Origin of the sequence: Streptomyces sp. NPDC088554 (assembly GCF_044752945.1) — a bacterium.
Taxonomy (GTDB): domain Bacteria; phylum Actinomycetota; class Actinomycetes; order Streptomycetales; family Streptomycetaceae; genus Streptomyces.
In genome coordinates this window covers 140,761-156,083 of sequence record NZ_JBIVMF010000012.1, presented here as the reverse complement: position 1 = coordinate 156,083, position 15,323 = coordinate 140,761, and the positions used below count along the sequence as shown (strand labels likewise).

Sequence of the window (15,323 nt, the reverse complement as noted above, 5' to 3'; positions counted from 1 at the left end):
GTCAGTCCTGTTCGTCGAATCGGTAGAAGCCGCCGGTGTCCTCCAGGGAGTGGATGAACCCGAGCGAACTCAGCAGCAGCTCCTCGTCTTCGTGCACCAGGTAGGCGATACCGCCCGCTCCGGTGGTCAGATAGCGGTCCTTGACGGCCTCACCGACGACGGGCAGCCGGTCGATGCTGTGGAAGCCGGGCATCCGGCGCAGTACCCGGGCCCCGTCGACCGAGCGCAGGACGCCGGAGCGGTGCGGCCGCAGGAAGATCTTGGCCATGGTCCGCGTGGCTGCGTAGGGCAGTTCGAGGCGGCGGGCGAACTCGTCGGGCCGCAGGAAGCGTTCCGCCACCAGGTGCTGATGGCTGTACCCGAAGGCGGCGTGATAGGCGTCGGGGGCCAGCGAGGGGCCCATGACACGGGAGTTGACCTCCACCAGACGGGGCCCGGAGGGGGTCAGCATCACCTCGGTGTGAGCCGCGCCCTCCCGGATGCCGAGTGCGTCGAGGCACTCCAGGACGTAGTCGACCAGGCCTGCTTCCGCGGGCTCCAGCAGCGGGCGGGAGATGATGTGGCGGAGCACGGGCGCGCCGTCGACGTGGTCGATGCGTTCGGCGTACACGTCGCTGACCAGGTGTCGGCCTTCGAGGCTGACCGTGTTGACGATGTACTGCGTGCCGGCCAGGAACTCCTGGACCAGTACGTCCTCGTTGACCTCGCCCATCAGGTTGCGGCGGTCGACGATGTCGCGGAACGCCCGGAGCGCGGTGTGCCGGTCCCGGGAGATCACGCAGCCGTCACTGCCCGCGCTGTTGCGCGGCTTGATCATCACCGGATAGCTGTCCCAGTCGGAGAGCACCCGGTCCAGTTCGTCCTCGGTGCGGACCGGGGCCGTGCGGGCCGACGGCACCCCGGCCCGCTCCAGGGCGCGGACCATCAACTCCTTGTCCCGCCGTGCGGCGGCGAGTTCGGGCCGGTGGTGGGGCAGTCCCAGGGCCGCCGCGAGCTCGTCGGCGAGAAGGACCCCGTACTCACTGGCGGCGATCACGGCGGTCACCGGCAGCGCCCCGAGGACTTCGAGGGTCTTCGCCAGGTTCTCGTGGACCATGGTGCGGGGCGAGTCGTCGGCGTCGTAGGCGGCGCGCAGCGAGGCGTCGTAGAGGTGCAGGCACTCCGCTCCCTCCTCACGGAACGCCTCGGCCAGCGTCCTACCGGTGGAGACGGGGTCGACAAGGATGAACATCAGGCGAGCCTTCCTGCGAGTGACGTGCTCTCGGGTTCAGCGGCGGCGAACCGGTCCGCGACGGCCTTGCTCTGGTGGGCGGCCGTGTTGAGGTAGTTGACGATGGCCGTACGCCGGTGCGAGGAGGCGCCGAGCACCCAGACCCGCTCGGGCCTGCCGGTCAGCGGGTCGCAGACGCGCAGGTCGCCGGAGATGTGCGGGTCCTCGCCCGGTCCGGCGGCTCCGTCGAGGCACAGGGTGCCGTCCGGGAGACGGCTGAGCGCTGGCTTGTGGTAGCCGGTGGCACAGACGATGTGGTCGAAGTGCTCGACAGGCGCTCCGTCCCAGTGGACCTGCCATCCGGGCCCGTCCGGTGCCGGGGTGACGCTCCGCGGGATGCCAGGGGTGATGGAGAGCGTTCCGTCGGTGAGGTATCCCAGGAGCAGCCGGGCGTTGCGTACCGGAATGGCGGAGATGTAGCGGGTGATCAGGTGCCGGTATTGGTTCAGGACGGCGCTTCGGGTGCTGTGCCGCCAGCCCGTGGAAATGTGGTTGACCGTCTGGATGATCTCCGCGATGGCGTCCTGCCAGTGGGCCCGGCCGCTCGTGGCGATCTCCAGGTCCTCGGCCAGCCGCTCGACGGGTCCCGCCGCCGTACTCGTCTGCGAGCGCAGGGCCGTGCCGTTGCCCGCCTGTGCCACGGCGGTCAGCACAAGGCGGGTCACCTCCCGATCGAGGGAGGGCGAGTGCGGCGACAGCGCGTTCCAGGCGGCGGAGTCGAGCCGAGGCGTACGCGGCCGCCGCAGCCGGGTACGGACGGCGGGCAGGGCTCCGGACTCCGATGCCATCACGATGCGGTGCCGGTCACGGCCGAGGACCAGGACCGCGTCCACGGCGGTCAGTTTGCTTCCGAGGACGAGCACCCGGGAGTTCACCGGCAGGCGCCGCAGCTCTTCGACCGGGTAGGGGGAGGTGGCGAGCGCGGGGTGGCCGAGATGGCCGGCCACCACCTCGGGGACGACCGGCCGGTCCAGGCCGGGGCACAGGAAGACGTCGGTGGCGGTGAGCTTCGTGCCGTCGGCGAGTTCCACCGCGTACCCCTCGGCGCCGACCGGGCTCACCGTCCGCGCTCTGGACAGGTGGTGCCGGACCAGGACGCCGGCCTGTTCGGCCTCGCGACGGCGTTGGAGGTAGCGCTCGCGACAGTACTGGCCGACGAGGTGGCGGGGGACGAAGTCGTCGCGGTGCACGGGCCAGCCGCGCCCGGCGAGATAGCCGAGCAGGTCCGATTCGCCGTCGGGGTCCATGGACGTGACGTCCACGGACGTGTTGCACAGCAGCAGCGGATCGGTGGTGCCGAACGCCGTACCCAGCCCGACGGGGTTCGGGTCGACGATGGAGATCGACGCCATGCCGGTCACACCGGACAGCCTCGAGAAGAGGCTCACTCCGGTAGCGCCTCCGCCGATGATGACGACGTGCCTGCCCACGAACCTGAACTCCCTCAGCGGTTTCTGTACGGCCGTCGACTCGCGTCAGACCTGTCCGGTGACGGCGGCGGCGAGCGCGTCGCCGATCTCCTCCGTCGTACGGGTCGTACCGCCGCGGCCGGTCAGGTCGGCGGTGACCGCCTCGTCGATCCGTGCGGCCTCGGCGTCGAAGCCGAGGTGACGTAGGAGCAGGGCCACCGAGAGCACCGTGGCGGTCGGGTCGGCCTTCCCTGTCCCCGCGATGTCGGGTGCGGAGCCGTGCACCGGCTCGAACATCGACGGGAACTCGCCGCTCGGGTCGATGTTGCCGCTGGCGGCGATTCCGATGCCACCGGACACGGCGGCAGCGAGGTCGGTGAGGATGTCACCGAAGAGGTTGTCCGTGACGATCACGTCGAACCGCTCGGGCTGCGTGACGAGGAAGATCGTCGCCGCGTCCACGTGCAGATAGTCGGTGGTGACCTCGGGGAACTCCGCGCCCACCTTCGCGAAGATGCTCGTCCACAGCTGCCCGGCGTGGACCAGCACGTTGTTCTTGTGCACCAGCGTCAGCTTCCTGCGGGGCCTCTCCAGCGCACGGGCGAACGCGTCACGCACCACCCGCTCGACGCCGAAGGCGGTGTTGAGACTCACCTCGGTGGCGACCTCGTGCGCCGTCCCGGTACGGATCGATCCGCCGTTGCCCGTGTACGGGCCCTCGGTGCCCTCCCGCACCACCACGAAGTCGATCTGCGGGCTCCCCGCGAGCGGCGAGGCCACACCCGGCAGTAGCTTGCTGGGCCGCAGATTCACGTGGTGGTCGAAAGCGAACCGCAGCCTCAGCAGCAACCCCCGCTCCAGGGTGCCTGAAGGCACCGACGGGTCACCGATCGCACCGAGCAGGATCGCGTCATGCGCCTTGAGGGCTTCGAGCTCCGCGTCCGGAAGGGTCTCCCCGGTCTCGTGCCAGCGGCGTGCGCCGAGGTCGTACCGCGTGACGTCGAGTCTCACGTCGTCCGGAAGCACGGCAGCGAGGACCCTGAGTCCCTGGCCCACGACCTCATGTCCGATTCCGTCACCCGGAATCACCCCCAGGTCGAGGCGGCGGGTGGCCACCCTTTCCCGCGTCCGGGGTTTGTGGGCAGGCCGGGAGTTTTCGTAGACGGCCACGTCCGCTTCGTTCTGCAGGGTGATGGAGATGTCGTCCAGCCCGTTCAGCAGCCGCCAACGGGCGTTCTCGTCGAGCTCGAAGGCCGCGGTGATGCCCTCGGCACGCACCTCGCGGGACTCCAGGTCGACCGTGATCTCGGCCTCGGGGTCGTTCTCCGTCAGCTCCTGGAGCGCGTCCACGATCTTCTGCTCCAGAACCACCGTGAGCAGGCCGTTCTTGAGTGAGTTGCCGCGGAAGATATCGGCGAAGCGCGACGAGATGACGGTCTTGAAGCCGTAGTTCTGCAGCGCCCAGACGGCGTGCTCGCGCGAGGAGCCCGTACCGAAGTCGGGGCCGGCGACCAGGACCGTCGCACCCTTGCGCTCGGGCCGGTTGAGGACGAAGTTCCCGTCCTTGCGCCAGGCCTCGAACAATCCGTCCTCGAACCCGTCCCGCGTGACCTTCTTGAGCCAGTGAGCAGGGATGATCTGGTCGGTGTCGACGTTGCTGCGGCGCAGCGGGACGGCCCGGCCGGTGTGCGTGGTGAATGCTTCCATGGCTGATCAGACTCCAGCGGGCGTACGGGCGTCGGCGTCGGACAGGTCGGCCGGGGAGGCCAGGTGGCCCAGTACGGCCGTCGCGGCGGCGACCTGCGGCGATACCAGGTGCGTACGGCCGCCCTTGCCCTGCCTGCCCTCGAAGTTGCGGTTGGAGGTGGACGCGGAGCGCTCACCGGGGGCCAGCTGGTCGGGGTTCATGCCCAGACACATCGAGCAGCCCGCGTGCCGCCATTCGGCGCCGGCCTCCTTGAAGACCACGTCCAGGCCCTCGGAGACGGCCTGCAGACCGACCCGCACCGAGCCCGGGACGACCAGCATCCGTACGCCGTCGGCGACTTTGCGGCCCCCGACGATCTCGGCGGCGGCACGCAGGTCCTCGATACGGCCGTTGGTGCACGAACCTACGAAGACGGTGTCCACCTTGATGGAGCGCAGCGACTGCCCGGCCTCCAACCCCATGTATTCCAGGGCCTTTTCGGCGGCGAGGCGCTCCGAAGCGTCTTCGTACGAAGCAGGGTCGGGGACGTCCGCCGAAAGCGGCGCGCCCTGGCCGGGGTTGGTGCCCCAGGTGACGAACGGCGACAGCCCAGCACCGTCGATGACGACCTCGGCGTCGAAGACGGCGTCGTCATCGGTCTTCAGCGTCTTCCAGTACTCCACCGCCGCGTCCCAGTCCGCGTCGGCGGGCGCGTGCGGGCGGCCCTTGAGGTACTCGAAGGTGGTCTCGTCGGGGGCGATCATGCCCGCGCGGGCGCCGGCCTCGATCGACATGTTGCAGATGGTCATCCGGGCCTCCATCGAGAGCTTCTCGATGGCGGGGCCGCGGTACTCCAGGATGTAGCCCTGGCCACCGCCCGTACCGATCTTCGCGATGATCGCGAGGATGAGGTCCTTGGCGGTGACGCCGTCGGGCAGGTCGCCGTCGACCGTGATGGCCATGGTCCGGGGGCGCGCCAGCGGCAGCGTCTGGGTGGCCAGCACATGCTCGACCTGCGAGGTGCCGATACCGAACGCCAGCGCGCCGAAGGCACCGTGCGTGGAGGTGTGGGAGTCGCCGCAGACGACGGTGGTGCCCGGCTGGGTCAGCCCCAGCTGCGGTCCCACCACGTGGACGACGCCCTGCTCGACGTCGCCCAGCGGGTGCAGCCGCACACCGAAGTCGGCGCAGTTCTTGCGCAGCGTCTCCAGCTGGACCCGGGAGACCGGGTCGGCGATGGGCTTGTCGATGTCGATGGTCGGGGTGTTGTGGTCCTCGGTCGCGATGGTGAGGTCGAGGCGACGCACCTTACGGCCGTTCTGGCGCAGACCGTCGAAGGCCTGCGGGCTGGTCACCTCGTGCAGCAGGTGCAAGTCGATGAAGAGGAGGTCGGGCTCGCCCTCCGCGCGCCGGACGACATGGTCGTCCCAGACCTTCTCCGCGAGTGTCCTACCCATCGCTGTCCTTCCGGCGGGCATCGCCTGCCCGCTCATGTCAGGTCGAGATCTGCTGACCTTTGCTGGTCGGAATGCCCATGAGCGTCAAGCCGAGGACTTGATCAACCTAGAGAGGAGTGTCCTTGGAGCGTCCTCGGTCCGTCCTTGCAGGGCGCTGGGAGGCATGGAAACGATCACTTCCAGTACGGGAAGTGATCCACCACCCAGCTGTCCCGGCTCAGCGTCGGTCCGTGGCTCGCGGGTGCCCCGTACCTGCGAAGGTGATCCAGCAAGTCTCCCGGACGGTGTCGAGGAGGTAGCAGATGCGGCTGCCGCCGGTCACCTCGATCTGCCACTGCTCGCGGGTCTGTCCGCGGTGGTTGCCCTGCGCCAGTCCGCCCTTGAGGCGGTGGTGCCGAGGTGTCTCGGTGCCCGGTCTGGGGCGGTACACATGGTGATTCAGGCGGGGTAGGTGTTCTCGCAGGCCTGTTGGGCGAGATTCTCCCACCCCTTGGCCGAGGCCGCGTCAACGAACCGGACTTCCCAGTGACCGTCTGGTGCTGGGGGTGCGGTCGCCCGCGCTCGCGGAGCAATGCTCAGGACCTGTGGATTGGGGCTCGGGGAGCGCGCGAAGGGCGTACCTTCCCGAGTGATCGATTGAAGGTCACCGAGTAGGCCGACGCTGCGAACGTCGGTCGGGAAGGCACGCCTGTGCTCAGCCTAGTCAATGCCGATGGTTCCACTCCGAACGGCTCCCTGATCGATGAGATCGTCCGCGAGGGCGCACGGCGGATGCTGGCCGCCGCATTGGAGGCCGAAGTCAATGCCTACATAGCCGAGTTGGCCGACCAGCAGGACGACAACGGTCGCCGTCTCGTCGTGCGCAACGGCTACCACCAGCCGCGGAAGGTCACCACCGCCGCCGGGACGGTCGAGGTTAAGGCCCCGCGGGTGAACGACAAGCGCGTCGACGAGGCGACCGGTGAGCGCAAGCGGTTCTCCTCGGCGATCCTGCCGCCCTGGTGCCGCAAGTCCCCGAAGATCAGCGAGGTGCTGCCACTGCTCTACCTGCACGGCCTGTCCTCCGGGGACTTCGTGCCCGCGCTCGAGCAGTTCCTCGGTTCCTCCGCCGGGCTCTCGCCGGCCACGGTCACCCGGCTGACCGCGCAGTGGCAGACCGACCACAAAGCCTTCGGCGAGCGCGACCTGGCCGGGTCCGACTACGTCTACGTCTGGGCCGACGGCATCCACCTGCGCGTCCGCCTGACCGAGGCCAAGTCCTGTGTGCTGGTCGTCATGGGCGTGCGTGCGGACGGCACCAAGGAGCTGATCGCGATGGCAGATGGCTACCGCGAGTCCGCCGAGTCCTGGGCCGATCTGCTGCGCGATGCCGCCCGGCGCGGGATGCGTGCCCCTGTCCTCGCGGTCGGAGATGGCGCACTGGGCTTCTGGAAGGCTCTGGCGGAGGTGTTCCCCGACACTCGCTATCAGCGGTGCTGGGTTCACAAAACGGCCAATGTGCTCAACGCCCTGCCGAAGTCGGCCCAGCCCGGCGCGCGCAAGGCATTGCAGGACATCTACAACGCCGAGGACTGCGAGCCGCGGTCCAGGCCGTCGCCGCGTTCGACAAGACGTACGGCGCGAAATGGCCCAAGGCCGTCAAGAAGATCACCGACGACATCGACGAGCTGCTGGCGTTCTACGATTTCCCCGCCGAGCACTGGCTCCACCTGCGGACCACGAATCCGATCGAGTCGACCTTCGCCACCGTCCGCCTGCGGACCAAGGTCACCCGAGGCGCCGGCAGCGCGGCCGCCGCCCTGGCCATGGTGTTCAGACTTGTCGAGTCCGCCCAGGCCCGCTGGCGGGCCGTGAACGCACCCCACCTCGTCGCCCTCGTCCGCGCCCGCTTCGAACGCGGCCAACTCGTCGAACGTCCCGAGCGCAGCGCAGCGTGAGCTACCGGTCAGGCAGGCCGAGTACTGTCCGGGGTCAACAGCGTCTCGTAGTGGGCAGCCCGTGGGTCGAACCGGGCCAGGACGGCCCTTGCCTCGGCCGGCACGTGAGCTACTTCGTAGTCCGGGCCGACGAGTTCCCGGATGGGATCGATCGAGTCGAACAGCATGACCGTGGAGAACTCGACCTCGCCGCTGGCGAGCGGGCGGCGAAGCAAGTACGCACCGTGGTAACCGGCGAGTTTGAGGTCAGCAATGGCCGGTAAGACCCGCGTGCTGACGATCGACTGGTATGTGTCGGCGTTCTCGGGCGTCGTCCAGCCCCGCCATATACGGATGATCATCCGCGCACTCTACTGGCCCTGGTCAGGCGGCGGGAGGCCACCGCTGCATGGGCCACGACATCCACATCATCCACAGGTCTTGACAATTACTCCGCTCGCGGTCATACGACGTCCTGAGGGTCTGGTACCGGGCCGTAGTCTTCGCCGTGGTCCCTGCCTCGGCGCGGCCAGGGGTTCCGGGTCGGGGTGGACCTCAGTGGCGTGCTGCAACCGGTTCCGTTCGCTGCTGGGGAACGATCTTCGATGACGCGGGGAACGATCTCCAGGGCCTCTTCTCGCCGCACGTCAGCCCCACTCGTGAACACCCCACAACAACAGAACGAAGTCCCGTCCGATCATCGCGATCGGGCGGGACTTTGTCGTGCGGGGGCCGGGGCGATGCCCGAGGGCGCTGATGGCGTGCCGCGCTCAGTGGGAAGATCGCGAGAGGACAGCGGCGCGTGCGGGGCGTGGTGTGTCACGAGGCCGGCGGGGAGCGCATGGGGCGGGCGCTCGACGGGGGATGGCGGCGGTTGGACGCGGCCGGGCCTCTGACGCCGGATCAGCGCCTTCTCCTCGTTCTCCTCGACGACGACCGGTACGCCTTCGAGGAGGTGCTTGTGGCCCGGCTCGACGCGCACCGGGAGAGCGTGGGACCCGATCCCGTTCCCAGGACCCTGCTGCCGCTCGGCGCCCTTGCCTTGCCCTGTCCGTGCTCGCGGTGCAGGCGCACGGGCGGGAGCGGGAGCCGGGTGCGCGGTCCGGTTATCTGCCGGATGGCGCGCCGGGCTCCCCGGAGGCGTTGCGGCGAGCGGCAGACGCCGGTGGGAACGGGCTGGTCCGCGGGGCCGCCGGCAGCCGGTCCGGGCTACGGCATCCGGGCGTCCCGTCGCTCCAGGTTCTCCCGCAGCTCCCTGAGCCGGTCCACCGGGAGCCCGCGCGCAGCGCCCTCGGTGATCCATGTGTCCAGCATCTGCCGGGTCTGCGCGGCCACCTTGGTGAAGTGGGCCTCCAGATAGCGCGGCAGATCGAACGGGGCGACCAGCGGAAGCGCCCGCAGGACGACACCGGCCGCCGGGGCCGGGACGGAGAGGCGCGGCGGCTCGCGGTGCTGGAGCGCGGCGGTCACCGCCACCGCCTCGCGGGTGGCCGAGGCGGCCGGGCCGAGCCGCGCGCGCAGCGCGGGCAGGGACCAGCCGACGCCCTCCAGGGCGGCGATGTACGGGATCATCCGGGCGGCGCCCAGCTCGGCGGAGCCGGCCCGGCCGGTCCGCCGGGCGCGGGCGCCGCCCGCGCGCAGCGCCGCGGCCACCCGGCGGGTCCTGGTCTCCTCGCCGATGACCGTGTGCGGCATGCCGGGCGGCACCCAGTACGCGACGCCGGGCGAGGGCACCTCGTCCGTCAGCGGCGCCTGATAGGCCAGCACGGACGGGACCACCTGGACGATCCGCCCGTCCGGCCAGAGCGCGGCGAGGGCGGGCAGATCGCGCGGGTCCTGGCCGATGGTGACGACGGTCGCGCCGCCGATCCGGTCGCGCAGTCCCCGTACCCAGGGCTCGTGCAGGGCGGTCGACGACACGCACAGCCAGACCGCGTCCCAGCCCTCGTCCTTGAGGTCGGCGTCGGTGATGACGGCGGCGGGCCGCAGCCGCTCGGCGACCGGGGTGCCCGGCCGGCGCAGCCGGAACAGGGGCAGCCCGTTCTCGTCCCACGGCTCGCCCCCCGGTCTGACCAGGTAGGTGACGGACGCGCCGCCCTGGGCGAGCCACCGGCCGAAGACCTGTCCGAGCGCGCCCGCACCGATCACCAGGATCTTCACAGGGGCCACCTCCTTCTGATCGCGGAGGTCAGCCGGATATCCGCATCCGAATATCCAGATAACCGGATGAAGCGAACCTATCCGGAGCCCTCCTGTCCGACGCCCCCACCCCCCGCCAGGACACCGGGACCGGGCTCGGCCGCCAGCGCGTACGGCAGGGAGCCGACCCTGTTGTCGAAGCTCGACGGCACCAGGACCGGGTCGCCCGTGGGGCGCAGCTCGGGGCAGCGGGTGAGCAGTTCGCGGAAGAGGGCCTTCATCTCCTGCTTGGCCAGATAGGTGCCCAGGCAGTAGTGCGGACCGCCGCCGCCGTAGCCGACGTGCGGGTTGGGGGAGCGGGTGATGTCGAAGGCGTCGGGTGAGGGGAAGACCGTCTCGTCGCGGTTGGCCGAGGCGTAGAACAGGACCACCTTGTCGCCCCGGCGGAAGTCGTGGCCGTTCATCCGGTGGTCGCGGGTGACGGTCCTGCGGAACTGGATGATGGGTGTGGAGTGGCGCACGATCTCCTCCACCGCGCCCTCCGCGAACCGGTCGAAGTCCGCCAGCAGCAGCGCGCGCTGGTCGGGATGGCGGCTCAGCAGATCCAGGCCGTGCGCGATGGCGTTCCGCGTCGTCTCCACCCCGGCGACCATCAACAGCGAGAAGAACGCACCCAGTTGGCGCCCGGTCAGCGCCTGTCCGTCGATATCGGCGCTCACCAGGGCCGAGATCAGATCGTCCGTGGGGCGGCGCCTGCGCTCCCGGCCGAGATCCGCGACCATCCCTTGCATCGAGGCCAGGGCCCGCAGCCCCTTCCCCGGCACCCGCAACCGGCCGCGCGCCACGCCCGTACCGTCCGAGGCGCGGTTCACCCGGTCGAGGATCGCGGGGCGCTCCGGGTCCGGGATGCCCATCAGATTGCAGATGACCTCGAACGGCATCCGGGAGGCCACCGAGGTGACGAAGTCGCCGGTGTCCCGGCCGTCCGGCGGCTTCGCGAGGACATCGTCCACGATGCGGGTGGCCACCGCCCGGATGTCGTCCTCCGTGCGGCTCAGGATGCGCGGGGTGAAGGCCCGGGAGACGATCCGGCGCAGCTGTGCGTGGCCCGGGTCGTCCAGATTGACCAGCGAGTCGCCGAACAGGGCGCGCACCCAGCGGGCCGGCTCGGGTGTCGTGGCGCCCGGCGCGCTCGCGAACACCTCGGCGGTACGGCTCGCCTCGACCACATCGGCGTGTCTGACCAGTGCGTGGAATCCCCGTTCGGGTCGCCATCGGCTGCCGGGGCGCTCGACGACGTACGGAGGCGCGTCGAGCCGGCGCAGCGACGCGAACACGCGCAGACGTTCGGAATGGGGCAGCCGCCAGAACGACGGATCGGCGAGAGAGGGAACAGGAATTGTCATATTGAAATCCTTTCGGGTGTCCGATGCCCGATGTCTGATGAGGGGATGAGGGGGATGAGGGGGAGGCGGAAACATTCGTAAGTCTCGCACTGAGAAGCGAAATTCAGCTGTCGATGTCTACAAGTAGCCACCGCAATAGCCCAGTCGAGTGACGTTGACTCACAGAAATTAACCCCGGGCCACTACTGTGCCCAACCATGACCTCTACCAACACCGCCCAATACGCCTCCCTGCTGGGCACCCTCTCGGTGATTCCGTGGACCACCGACCCCTCCGAAGGTGAACGTGGCGCGCCTTATCTGCTGGCCTATTCGCTCGGCGACGGAAAGGGCGGTCCCGAGGCAGTCGAGGAGACGATGCGCGCGGTCCTCCAGGAGGTCGGGCTGACGGCGGGCACCGAGGTGGTCGACGCCTCGGAGACCCCCGGGATCTCGATCAAGCTGCTGGTGGAGGCCGGGCGGGCGGTGCTGACGATGCCGTACCTGAACGCGCAGTGCGCCGTACCCCCGGAGTGGGAGCGCGACGCGCGCGACGCCGGAAAGGTCTATTTCCTGATCGCCACCCGGACCTGGCCCGAGGCGGTCCCTGGCCGGCCGGTCACCGAGGAGCAGCTGCGCGCCTTCGCCGGCGACGAGGAGACCCTCCTGAGCGCCGCGCACTGCCTGCTTCCCGTACGCAGCCTGCGCTGACGGAAACAGCTGGAAAAACAGCCGACAGAACCGGCTGGGAGAGCAGAGGAGCGGAGCGCCATGGCGACGACATTGGCCGAGAACACGTCGGCCGGGGAACGGACGGCGGACAGCGGCAGCGGCCCGGTCCCGGGCGGCGGCCGGGCGTTCGCGCTGCTGCTCGTCCTCACGGGCGCGGCCGGGGTGCTGGCGTCGTGGGTGATCACCATCGACAAGTTCACCCTGCTGGAGGACCCGGACTTCATCCCGGGATGCAGTCTGAACCCGGTGGTCTCCTGCGGGAACATCATGAAGAGCGCGCAGGCGTCGGTCTTCGGCTTCCCCAACCCGATGCTGGGGCTGGCCGCCTACGCGGGGGTCGTCTGTATCGGCGCCGGTCTGCTGGCCGGGGCGCGTTACCGCCGCTGGTTCTGGCTCGGGCTGAACGCGGGCGCGCTCTTCGGTGTCGGGTTCTGCGCCTGGCTCCAGTACCAGTCGCTGTACAACATCAACTCGCTCTGCCTCTGGTGCTGTCTGGCCTGGGTCGCCACGATCACCCTGTTCTGGTACGTCACCGCCCACAACGTCCGCACCGGGGTGATCCCCGCGCCGGACGCGGTGCGCGGCTTCCTCGGGGAGTTCCCCTGGATGGCGCCCGTGCTGCACGTCGGGATCATCGGCATGCTGATCCTGACCCGCTGGTGGGACTTCTGGACCAGCTGACCGGAGCGGTCCGCCGGGTCCGTACAGCAGCCCGCCCCTCCATGGCCTTCGTCGGAAACGGAAGGCCGTGGAGGGGCGGTGGCGTTACGGTCCGGGGCGGGTCGGACCGTAACCGCTGCGGGAAAGGGCTGCCGGAGGCGGGGGGCTAATTGACCGGGCCGAGGAGGGGGAGTCCGCCGAGCAGACCGCCGGAGTTGGACTGGCGGGCCTGGGTCTGCCGGGGCTTGGCCCCGGACTTCTTGTTGAGCGCGTTCGTGACGTCGTTCGCCGCGTTGAGCACGGAGCCCTCGCGCTCGGTGTCCAGCATGTTGGTGTGCAGCACCTGGGGGTCCTCCAGGCCGTGGCTCAACAGCTCGTCGACACCGCCGTTCAGGCTGAGGCTGGGCCCGGCGGGCGCGGGGGTCTCGGCGGCGAAGGCGGGCGCGGCGGCACCCAGAGCCATCATGGAACCGGCGACGACTGCGGCGACCTTCAGGGGCTTCATCGTGAATCCTTCTCTCGGGGGATCTCTCGGCTATCCGGTGCGAGAACAACGCGCGAGAACAACGCGCGAGAACGACACGCGAGAACAACTCGCGCTCTGGGCAGGTCCTTTGGGTTCCCGCACTGCCTCGACATCTGTAACGATTTTCCGGCGCACCGGAAACTCCGTGCGGAGGGAATTCTGAGCGGCCACCCGAATGAGCGGCCACCCGAATGAGCGGCGCGTGCACGAGCGGCGCGTGCACGAGCGGGCATATGCGAATGAATGAGCGAACGCGGAAGAGCCGCCTCGCTCCCGGAGGTGTTCCGGGGGGACGAGGCGGCTCTTCCCGGCCGGGGCCGGGTGGCTAATTACTTCAGCCGGCGTTGACGCAGGTGTTGCCGAACGCCGGGTTCAGGATGCCGACGACGTCGATCGTGTTGCCGCAGAGGTTGATCGGGACGTGCAGCGGGATCTGGATGACGTTGCCGGAGATGACACCCGGGGAACCGGCGGCCACGGCGTCCGCGTCCGAGGAGGCAAAGGCGGCACCGGAGGCACCGGCGACAGCGGCGGTGGCCGCGGCGGAGAGAACGATGGCCTTGGCGATACGCGACATGGGGAAAGGGCTCCTCGGTCGTATGAAGACGGGGTAAGTGCCGGGCGCGATTGCCTGACTTATGCATCAACGGTGTGCGCGCCCAGAGGTTGCGCGCCCGAACGGGTGAATCCGCGACTGATCTGCCAACTGGTGGTACCGGGCAGACCGTCATATACGTGCAACAGTAAGTTCAGCAGGTTTCAGCGCGTCTGGCGTGATTTTCATCCTGGGCTCTGCCATCGTGCGTTCTTGTTTCGGTCTTTCGAGGCGGAGAGCCGGTATGTGGAATTCAGTGGTTCTTGCTGTGGGACGCGGCCTGTTGTGCGGACTTACCGTTCTCGGGCTGTCGGGCATGATGTTCGCGTCGGCGGCGGTGCCGCTGTCCCGGGTCGATGTCCGCGCCGCTTCGCATACCGATGCCAGGGCCCCCGGGGCCGCCCCCAAGGCTCCCAAGACTGCCGTCGGGGCCGCCGCCCGAGCCGATCACGCGCTCGCCCCGGTCCCTCCTCCGGCCCCCGCGCCCGTTCCCACCCATGCGGGTACGCCGCTCAAGGGCGCCGAGGTCACGGAGACGGAGCGGATCCCCTTCGCCCGGCGCTATTACGCGCTCCAGCACGGCGGGATCGTCCGGGCGGCCAACGCGGCGATCAGCTGCCGGGCCGTGGCCGGGGACACGGTCTCGGCCTGCGCGACGGCGCGGGCCGGGGGCGACGCGGCCAACCAGGACTTCGACATGTTCTATTCGGATGTCGACGACGACCCGAACACCTACAACTCCACCGCGGCCGAGCTACGGGTGCCCCGGGGTGCCCGGGTGAGTTACGCGCGGCTCTACTGGGGCGGGAACCTGCTGGTCGGCGAGCAGAAGCCGGCGCGGGACAACGGCCGCGTCCTGATCGCCGAACAGGGCGGTTCGTACCGGGAGATCCTCGCGGACACCGTGATCGGACACCGGACCAGCGGTGGCGCGGACGCCTATCAGGCGTCGGCGGAGGTGACGGACTTCGTCCGGGACAGCGGTTCGGGGACGTACACCGTGGCGCAGATCAATGTGGCGATGGGGCGCTCCGCGGTGGGTGCGTGGGGTGGCTGGACGCTGGTCGTCGCGTATCAGAAGTACGACGCTCCGCTGCGGCATCTCGCGGTCTGGGACGGCTTCGAGACGCTCGACGCGGGCAGTGCGGAGCTGCGCCTCGACTTCGGGGACATGCGGATGCCCAAGGGGGCCACCGGGGGGCTGGGGGTCGTGGCGTACGACGGGGACCGGGGGGTCACCGGTGACGCGCTCATGGTGGAGACGGGGAGGGCGGGGGACGCGCGCGGGAAAGTCGTACCGCACACGGTGCTGAGCAACAACGCTAATAATCCATATGATGCGATGAATTCGAGCGTATCGGACGCTTCTTCTGAGCCGATGGAGCGAAATCCCGCTTATGTGAACACCCTTGGGTATGACTCCGACGTGTTCGATCTGCGTGGCGCGCTGATCTCCGGCGGTGACCGGCTTAGCGTTCGATTCAACACCGGACGTGACGGGGTCTGGCTCGGTGTGTTCTTCGTAGAGGCAGACGCACAGAGCTGATT

General features: G+C 69.4%; 13 protein-coding genes and 3 pseudogenes. 5 read left to right on the top strand and 11 right to left on the bottom strand.

The annotated features are described in order from the left end of the window. Position 1: 1 nt before the first annotated feature. The 6 genes and pseudogenes from ACIP8W_RS16390 to ACIP8W_RS16365 form a co-directional block, all read right to left on the bottom strand. Complete coding sequence (locus tag ACIP8W_RS16390; RefSeq protein WP_402148701.1) at positions 2-1,231, bottom strand: ATP-grasp domain-containing protein; 1,230 nt, start codon at positions 1,229-1,231, stop codon at positions 2-4. Further along, positions 1,231-2,700 carry an FAD/NAD(P)-binding protein gene (locus ACIP8W_RS16385; protein WP_401951031.1) on the bottom strand — a complete coding sequence of 490 codons (1,470 nt, stop codon included), beginning with the start codon at positions 2,698-2,700 and terminating at the stop codon, positions 1,231-1,233. The genes ACIP8W_RS16390 and ACIP8W_RS16385 overlap by 1 nt, the downstream gene beginning before the upstream one ends. Before the next feature lie 45 nt (positions 2,701-2,745). After that, positions 2,746-3,795 carry a 3-isopropylmalate dehydrogenase gene (locus ACIP8W_RS16380; RefSeq protein ID WP_401951315.1) on the bottom strand — a complete coding sequence of 350 codons (1,050 nt, stop codon included), beginning with the start codon at positions 3,793-3,795 and terminating at the stop codon, positions 2,746-2,748. A 9-nt stretch (positions 3,796-3,804) separates the two neighbouring features. Beyond that, positions 3,805-4,386: pseudogene (gene leuD, locus ACIP8W_RS16375) on the bottom strand (3-isopropylmalate dehydratase small subunit); the annotation flags it as partial. A 6-nt stretch (positions 4,387-4,392) separates the two neighbouring features. Continuing rightward, a complete protein-coding gene (gene leuC / locus ACIP8W_RS16370) occupies positions 4,393-5,823 on the bottom strand; it encodes a 3-isopropylmalate dehydratase large subunit (protein ID WP_401951034.1) in 1,431 nt (476 codons plus the stop codon). 217 nt (positions 5,824-6,040) lie between these two features. After that, positions 6,041-6,253, bottom strand: coding sequence for a hypothetical protein (locus tag ACIP8W_RS16365; protein WP_401951037.1), 213 nt, complete (start codon positions 6,251-6,253; stop codon positions 6,041-6,043). Positions 6,254-6,513: 260 nt separating this feature from the next. Here ACIP8W_RS16365 and ACIP8W_RS16360 point away from each other — a divergent pair. Then, positions 6,514-7,760: pseudogene (locus tag ACIP8W_RS16360) on the top strand (IS256 family transposase). A gap of 8 nt (positions 7,761-7,768) precedes the next feature. Here the strand turns inward: ACIP8W_RS16360 and ACIP8W_RS16355 are convergent. Next, positions 7,769-8,101, bottom strand: coding sequence for an antibiotic biosynthesis monooxygenase (locus tag ACIP8W_RS16355; RefSeq protein ID WP_401951040.1), 333 nt, complete (start codon positions 8,099-8,101; stop codon positions 7,769-7,771). 479 nt (positions 8,102-8,580) lie between these two features. Between ACIP8W_RS16355 and ACIP8W_RS16350 the strand changes: the two are divergent. Continuing rightward, a pseudogene (locus ACIP8W_RS16350) lies at positions 8,581-8,739 on the top strand (hypothetical protein); the annotation flags it as partial. A gap of 209 nt (positions 8,740-8,948) precedes the next feature. Here the strand turns inward: ACIP8W_RS16350 and ACIP8W_RS16345 are convergent. Together ACIP8W_RS16345 and ACIP8W_RS16340 are read right to left on the bottom strand one after the other, a co-directional pair. Beyond that, positions 8,949-9,899, bottom strand: a complete 951-nt coding sequence (locus tag ACIP8W_RS16345) for a ketopantoate reductase family protein (protein ID WP_401951043.1) — start codon at positions 9,897-9,899, stop codon at positions 8,949-8,951. Positions 9,900-9,976: 77 nt separating this feature from the next. Further along, positions 9,977-11,284: a cytochrome P450 gene (locus ACIP8W_RS16340; protein ID WP_401951045.1), complete on the bottom strand. Its 1,308-nt coding sequence runs from the start codon at positions 11,282-11,284 to the stop codon at positions 9,977-9,979. A gap of 197 nt (positions 11,285-11,481) precedes the next feature. On the opposite strand from ACIP8W_RS16340, the gene ACIP8W_RS16335 reads away from it, so the two are divergent. Next, the gene (locus ACIP8W_RS16335) at positions 11,482-11,973 is read left to right on the top strand and encodes a DUF5949 family protein (protein ID WP_401951048.1); all 492 of its coding nucleotides are present in this window, start codon (positions 11,482-11,484) and stop codon (positions 11,971-11,973) included. 60 nt (positions 11,974-12,033) lie between these two features. Then, the gene (locus ACIP8W_RS16330; RefSeq protein ID WP_402203441.1) at positions 12,034-12,675 is read left to right on the top strand and encodes a vitamin K epoxide reductase family protein; all 642 of its coding nucleotides are present in this window, start codon (positions 12,034-12,036) and stop codon (positions 12,673-12,675) included. Between the two features lie 145 nt (positions 12,676-12,820). Here ACIP8W_RS16330 and ACIP8W_RS16325 read toward each other — a convergent pair whose 3' ends face one another. Both ACIP8W_RS16325 and ACIP8W_RS16320 read right to left on the bottom strand, forming a co-directional pair. Beyond that, the gene (locus ACIP8W_RS16325; protein WP_401951053.1) at positions 12,821-13,159 is read right to left on the bottom strand and encodes a hypothetical protein; all 339 of its coding nucleotides are present in this window, start codon (positions 13,157-13,159) and stop codon (positions 12,821-12,823) included. A 355-nt stretch (positions 13,160-13,514) separates the two neighbouring features. Then, positions 13,515-13,757 (bottom strand): chaplin, encoded by a 243-nt coding sequence (locus ACIP8W_RS16320; RefSeq protein WP_401951055.1) that lies wholly within the window; start codon positions 13,755-13,757, stop codon positions 13,515-13,517. Positions 13,758-14,094: 337 nt separating this feature from the next. On the opposite strand from ACIP8W_RS16320, the gene ACIP8W_RS16315 reads away from it, so the two are divergent. After that, on the top strand, positions 14,095-15,321 hold the full coding sequence (locus tag ACIP8W_RS16315) for a DUF3344 domain-containing protein (protein WP_402203479.1): 1,227 nt from the start codon (positions 14,095-14,097) through the stop codon (positions 15,319-15,321). Positions 15,322-15,323 lie beyond the last annotated feature (2 nt).

What these genes read in the sequence shown, in the direction of transcription:
- ACIP8W_RS16390 (WP_402148701.1), bottom strand. Translation starts at nt 1,231, where the DNA reads ATGTTCATCCTTGTCGACCCCGTCTCCACCGGTAGGACGCTGGCCGAG.
- leuC (WP_401951034.1), bottom strand. Translation starts at nt 5,823, where the DNA reads ATGGGTAGGACACTCGCGGAGAAGGTCTGGGACGACCATGTCGTCCGG.
- ACIP8W_RS16355 (WP_401951040.1), bottom strand. Translation starts at nt 8,101, where the DNA reads ATGATCATCCGTATATGGCGGGGCTGGACGACGCCCGAGAACGCCGAC.
- ACIP8W_RS16340 (WP_401951045.1), bottom strand. Translation starts at nt 11,284, where the DNA reads ATGACAATTCCTGTTCCCTCTCTCGCCGATCCGTCGTTCTGGCGGCTG.
- ACIP8W_RS16335 (WP_401951048.1), top strand. Translation starts at nt 11,482, where the DNA reads ATGACCTCTACCAACACCGCCCAATACGCCTCCCTGCTGGGCACCCTC.
- ACIP8W_RS16330 (WP_402203441.1), top strand. Translation starts at nt 12,034, where the DNA reads ATGGCGACGACATTGGCCGAGAACACGTCGGCCGGGGAACGGACGGCG.
- ACIP8W_RS16325 (WP_401951053.1), bottom strand. Translation starts at nt 13,159, where the DNA reads ATGAAGCCCCTGAAGGTCGCCGCAGTCGTCGCCGGTTCCATGATGGCT.
- ACIP8W_RS16320 (WP_401951055.1), bottom strand. Translation starts at nt 13,757, where the DNA reads ATGTCGCGTATCGCCAAGGCCATCGTTCTCTCCGCCGCGGCCACCGCC.
- ACIP8W_RS16315 (WP_402203479.1), top strand. Translation starts at nt 14,095, where the DNA reads ATGTTCGCGTCGGCGGCGGTGCCGCTGTCCCGGGTCGATGTCCGCGCC.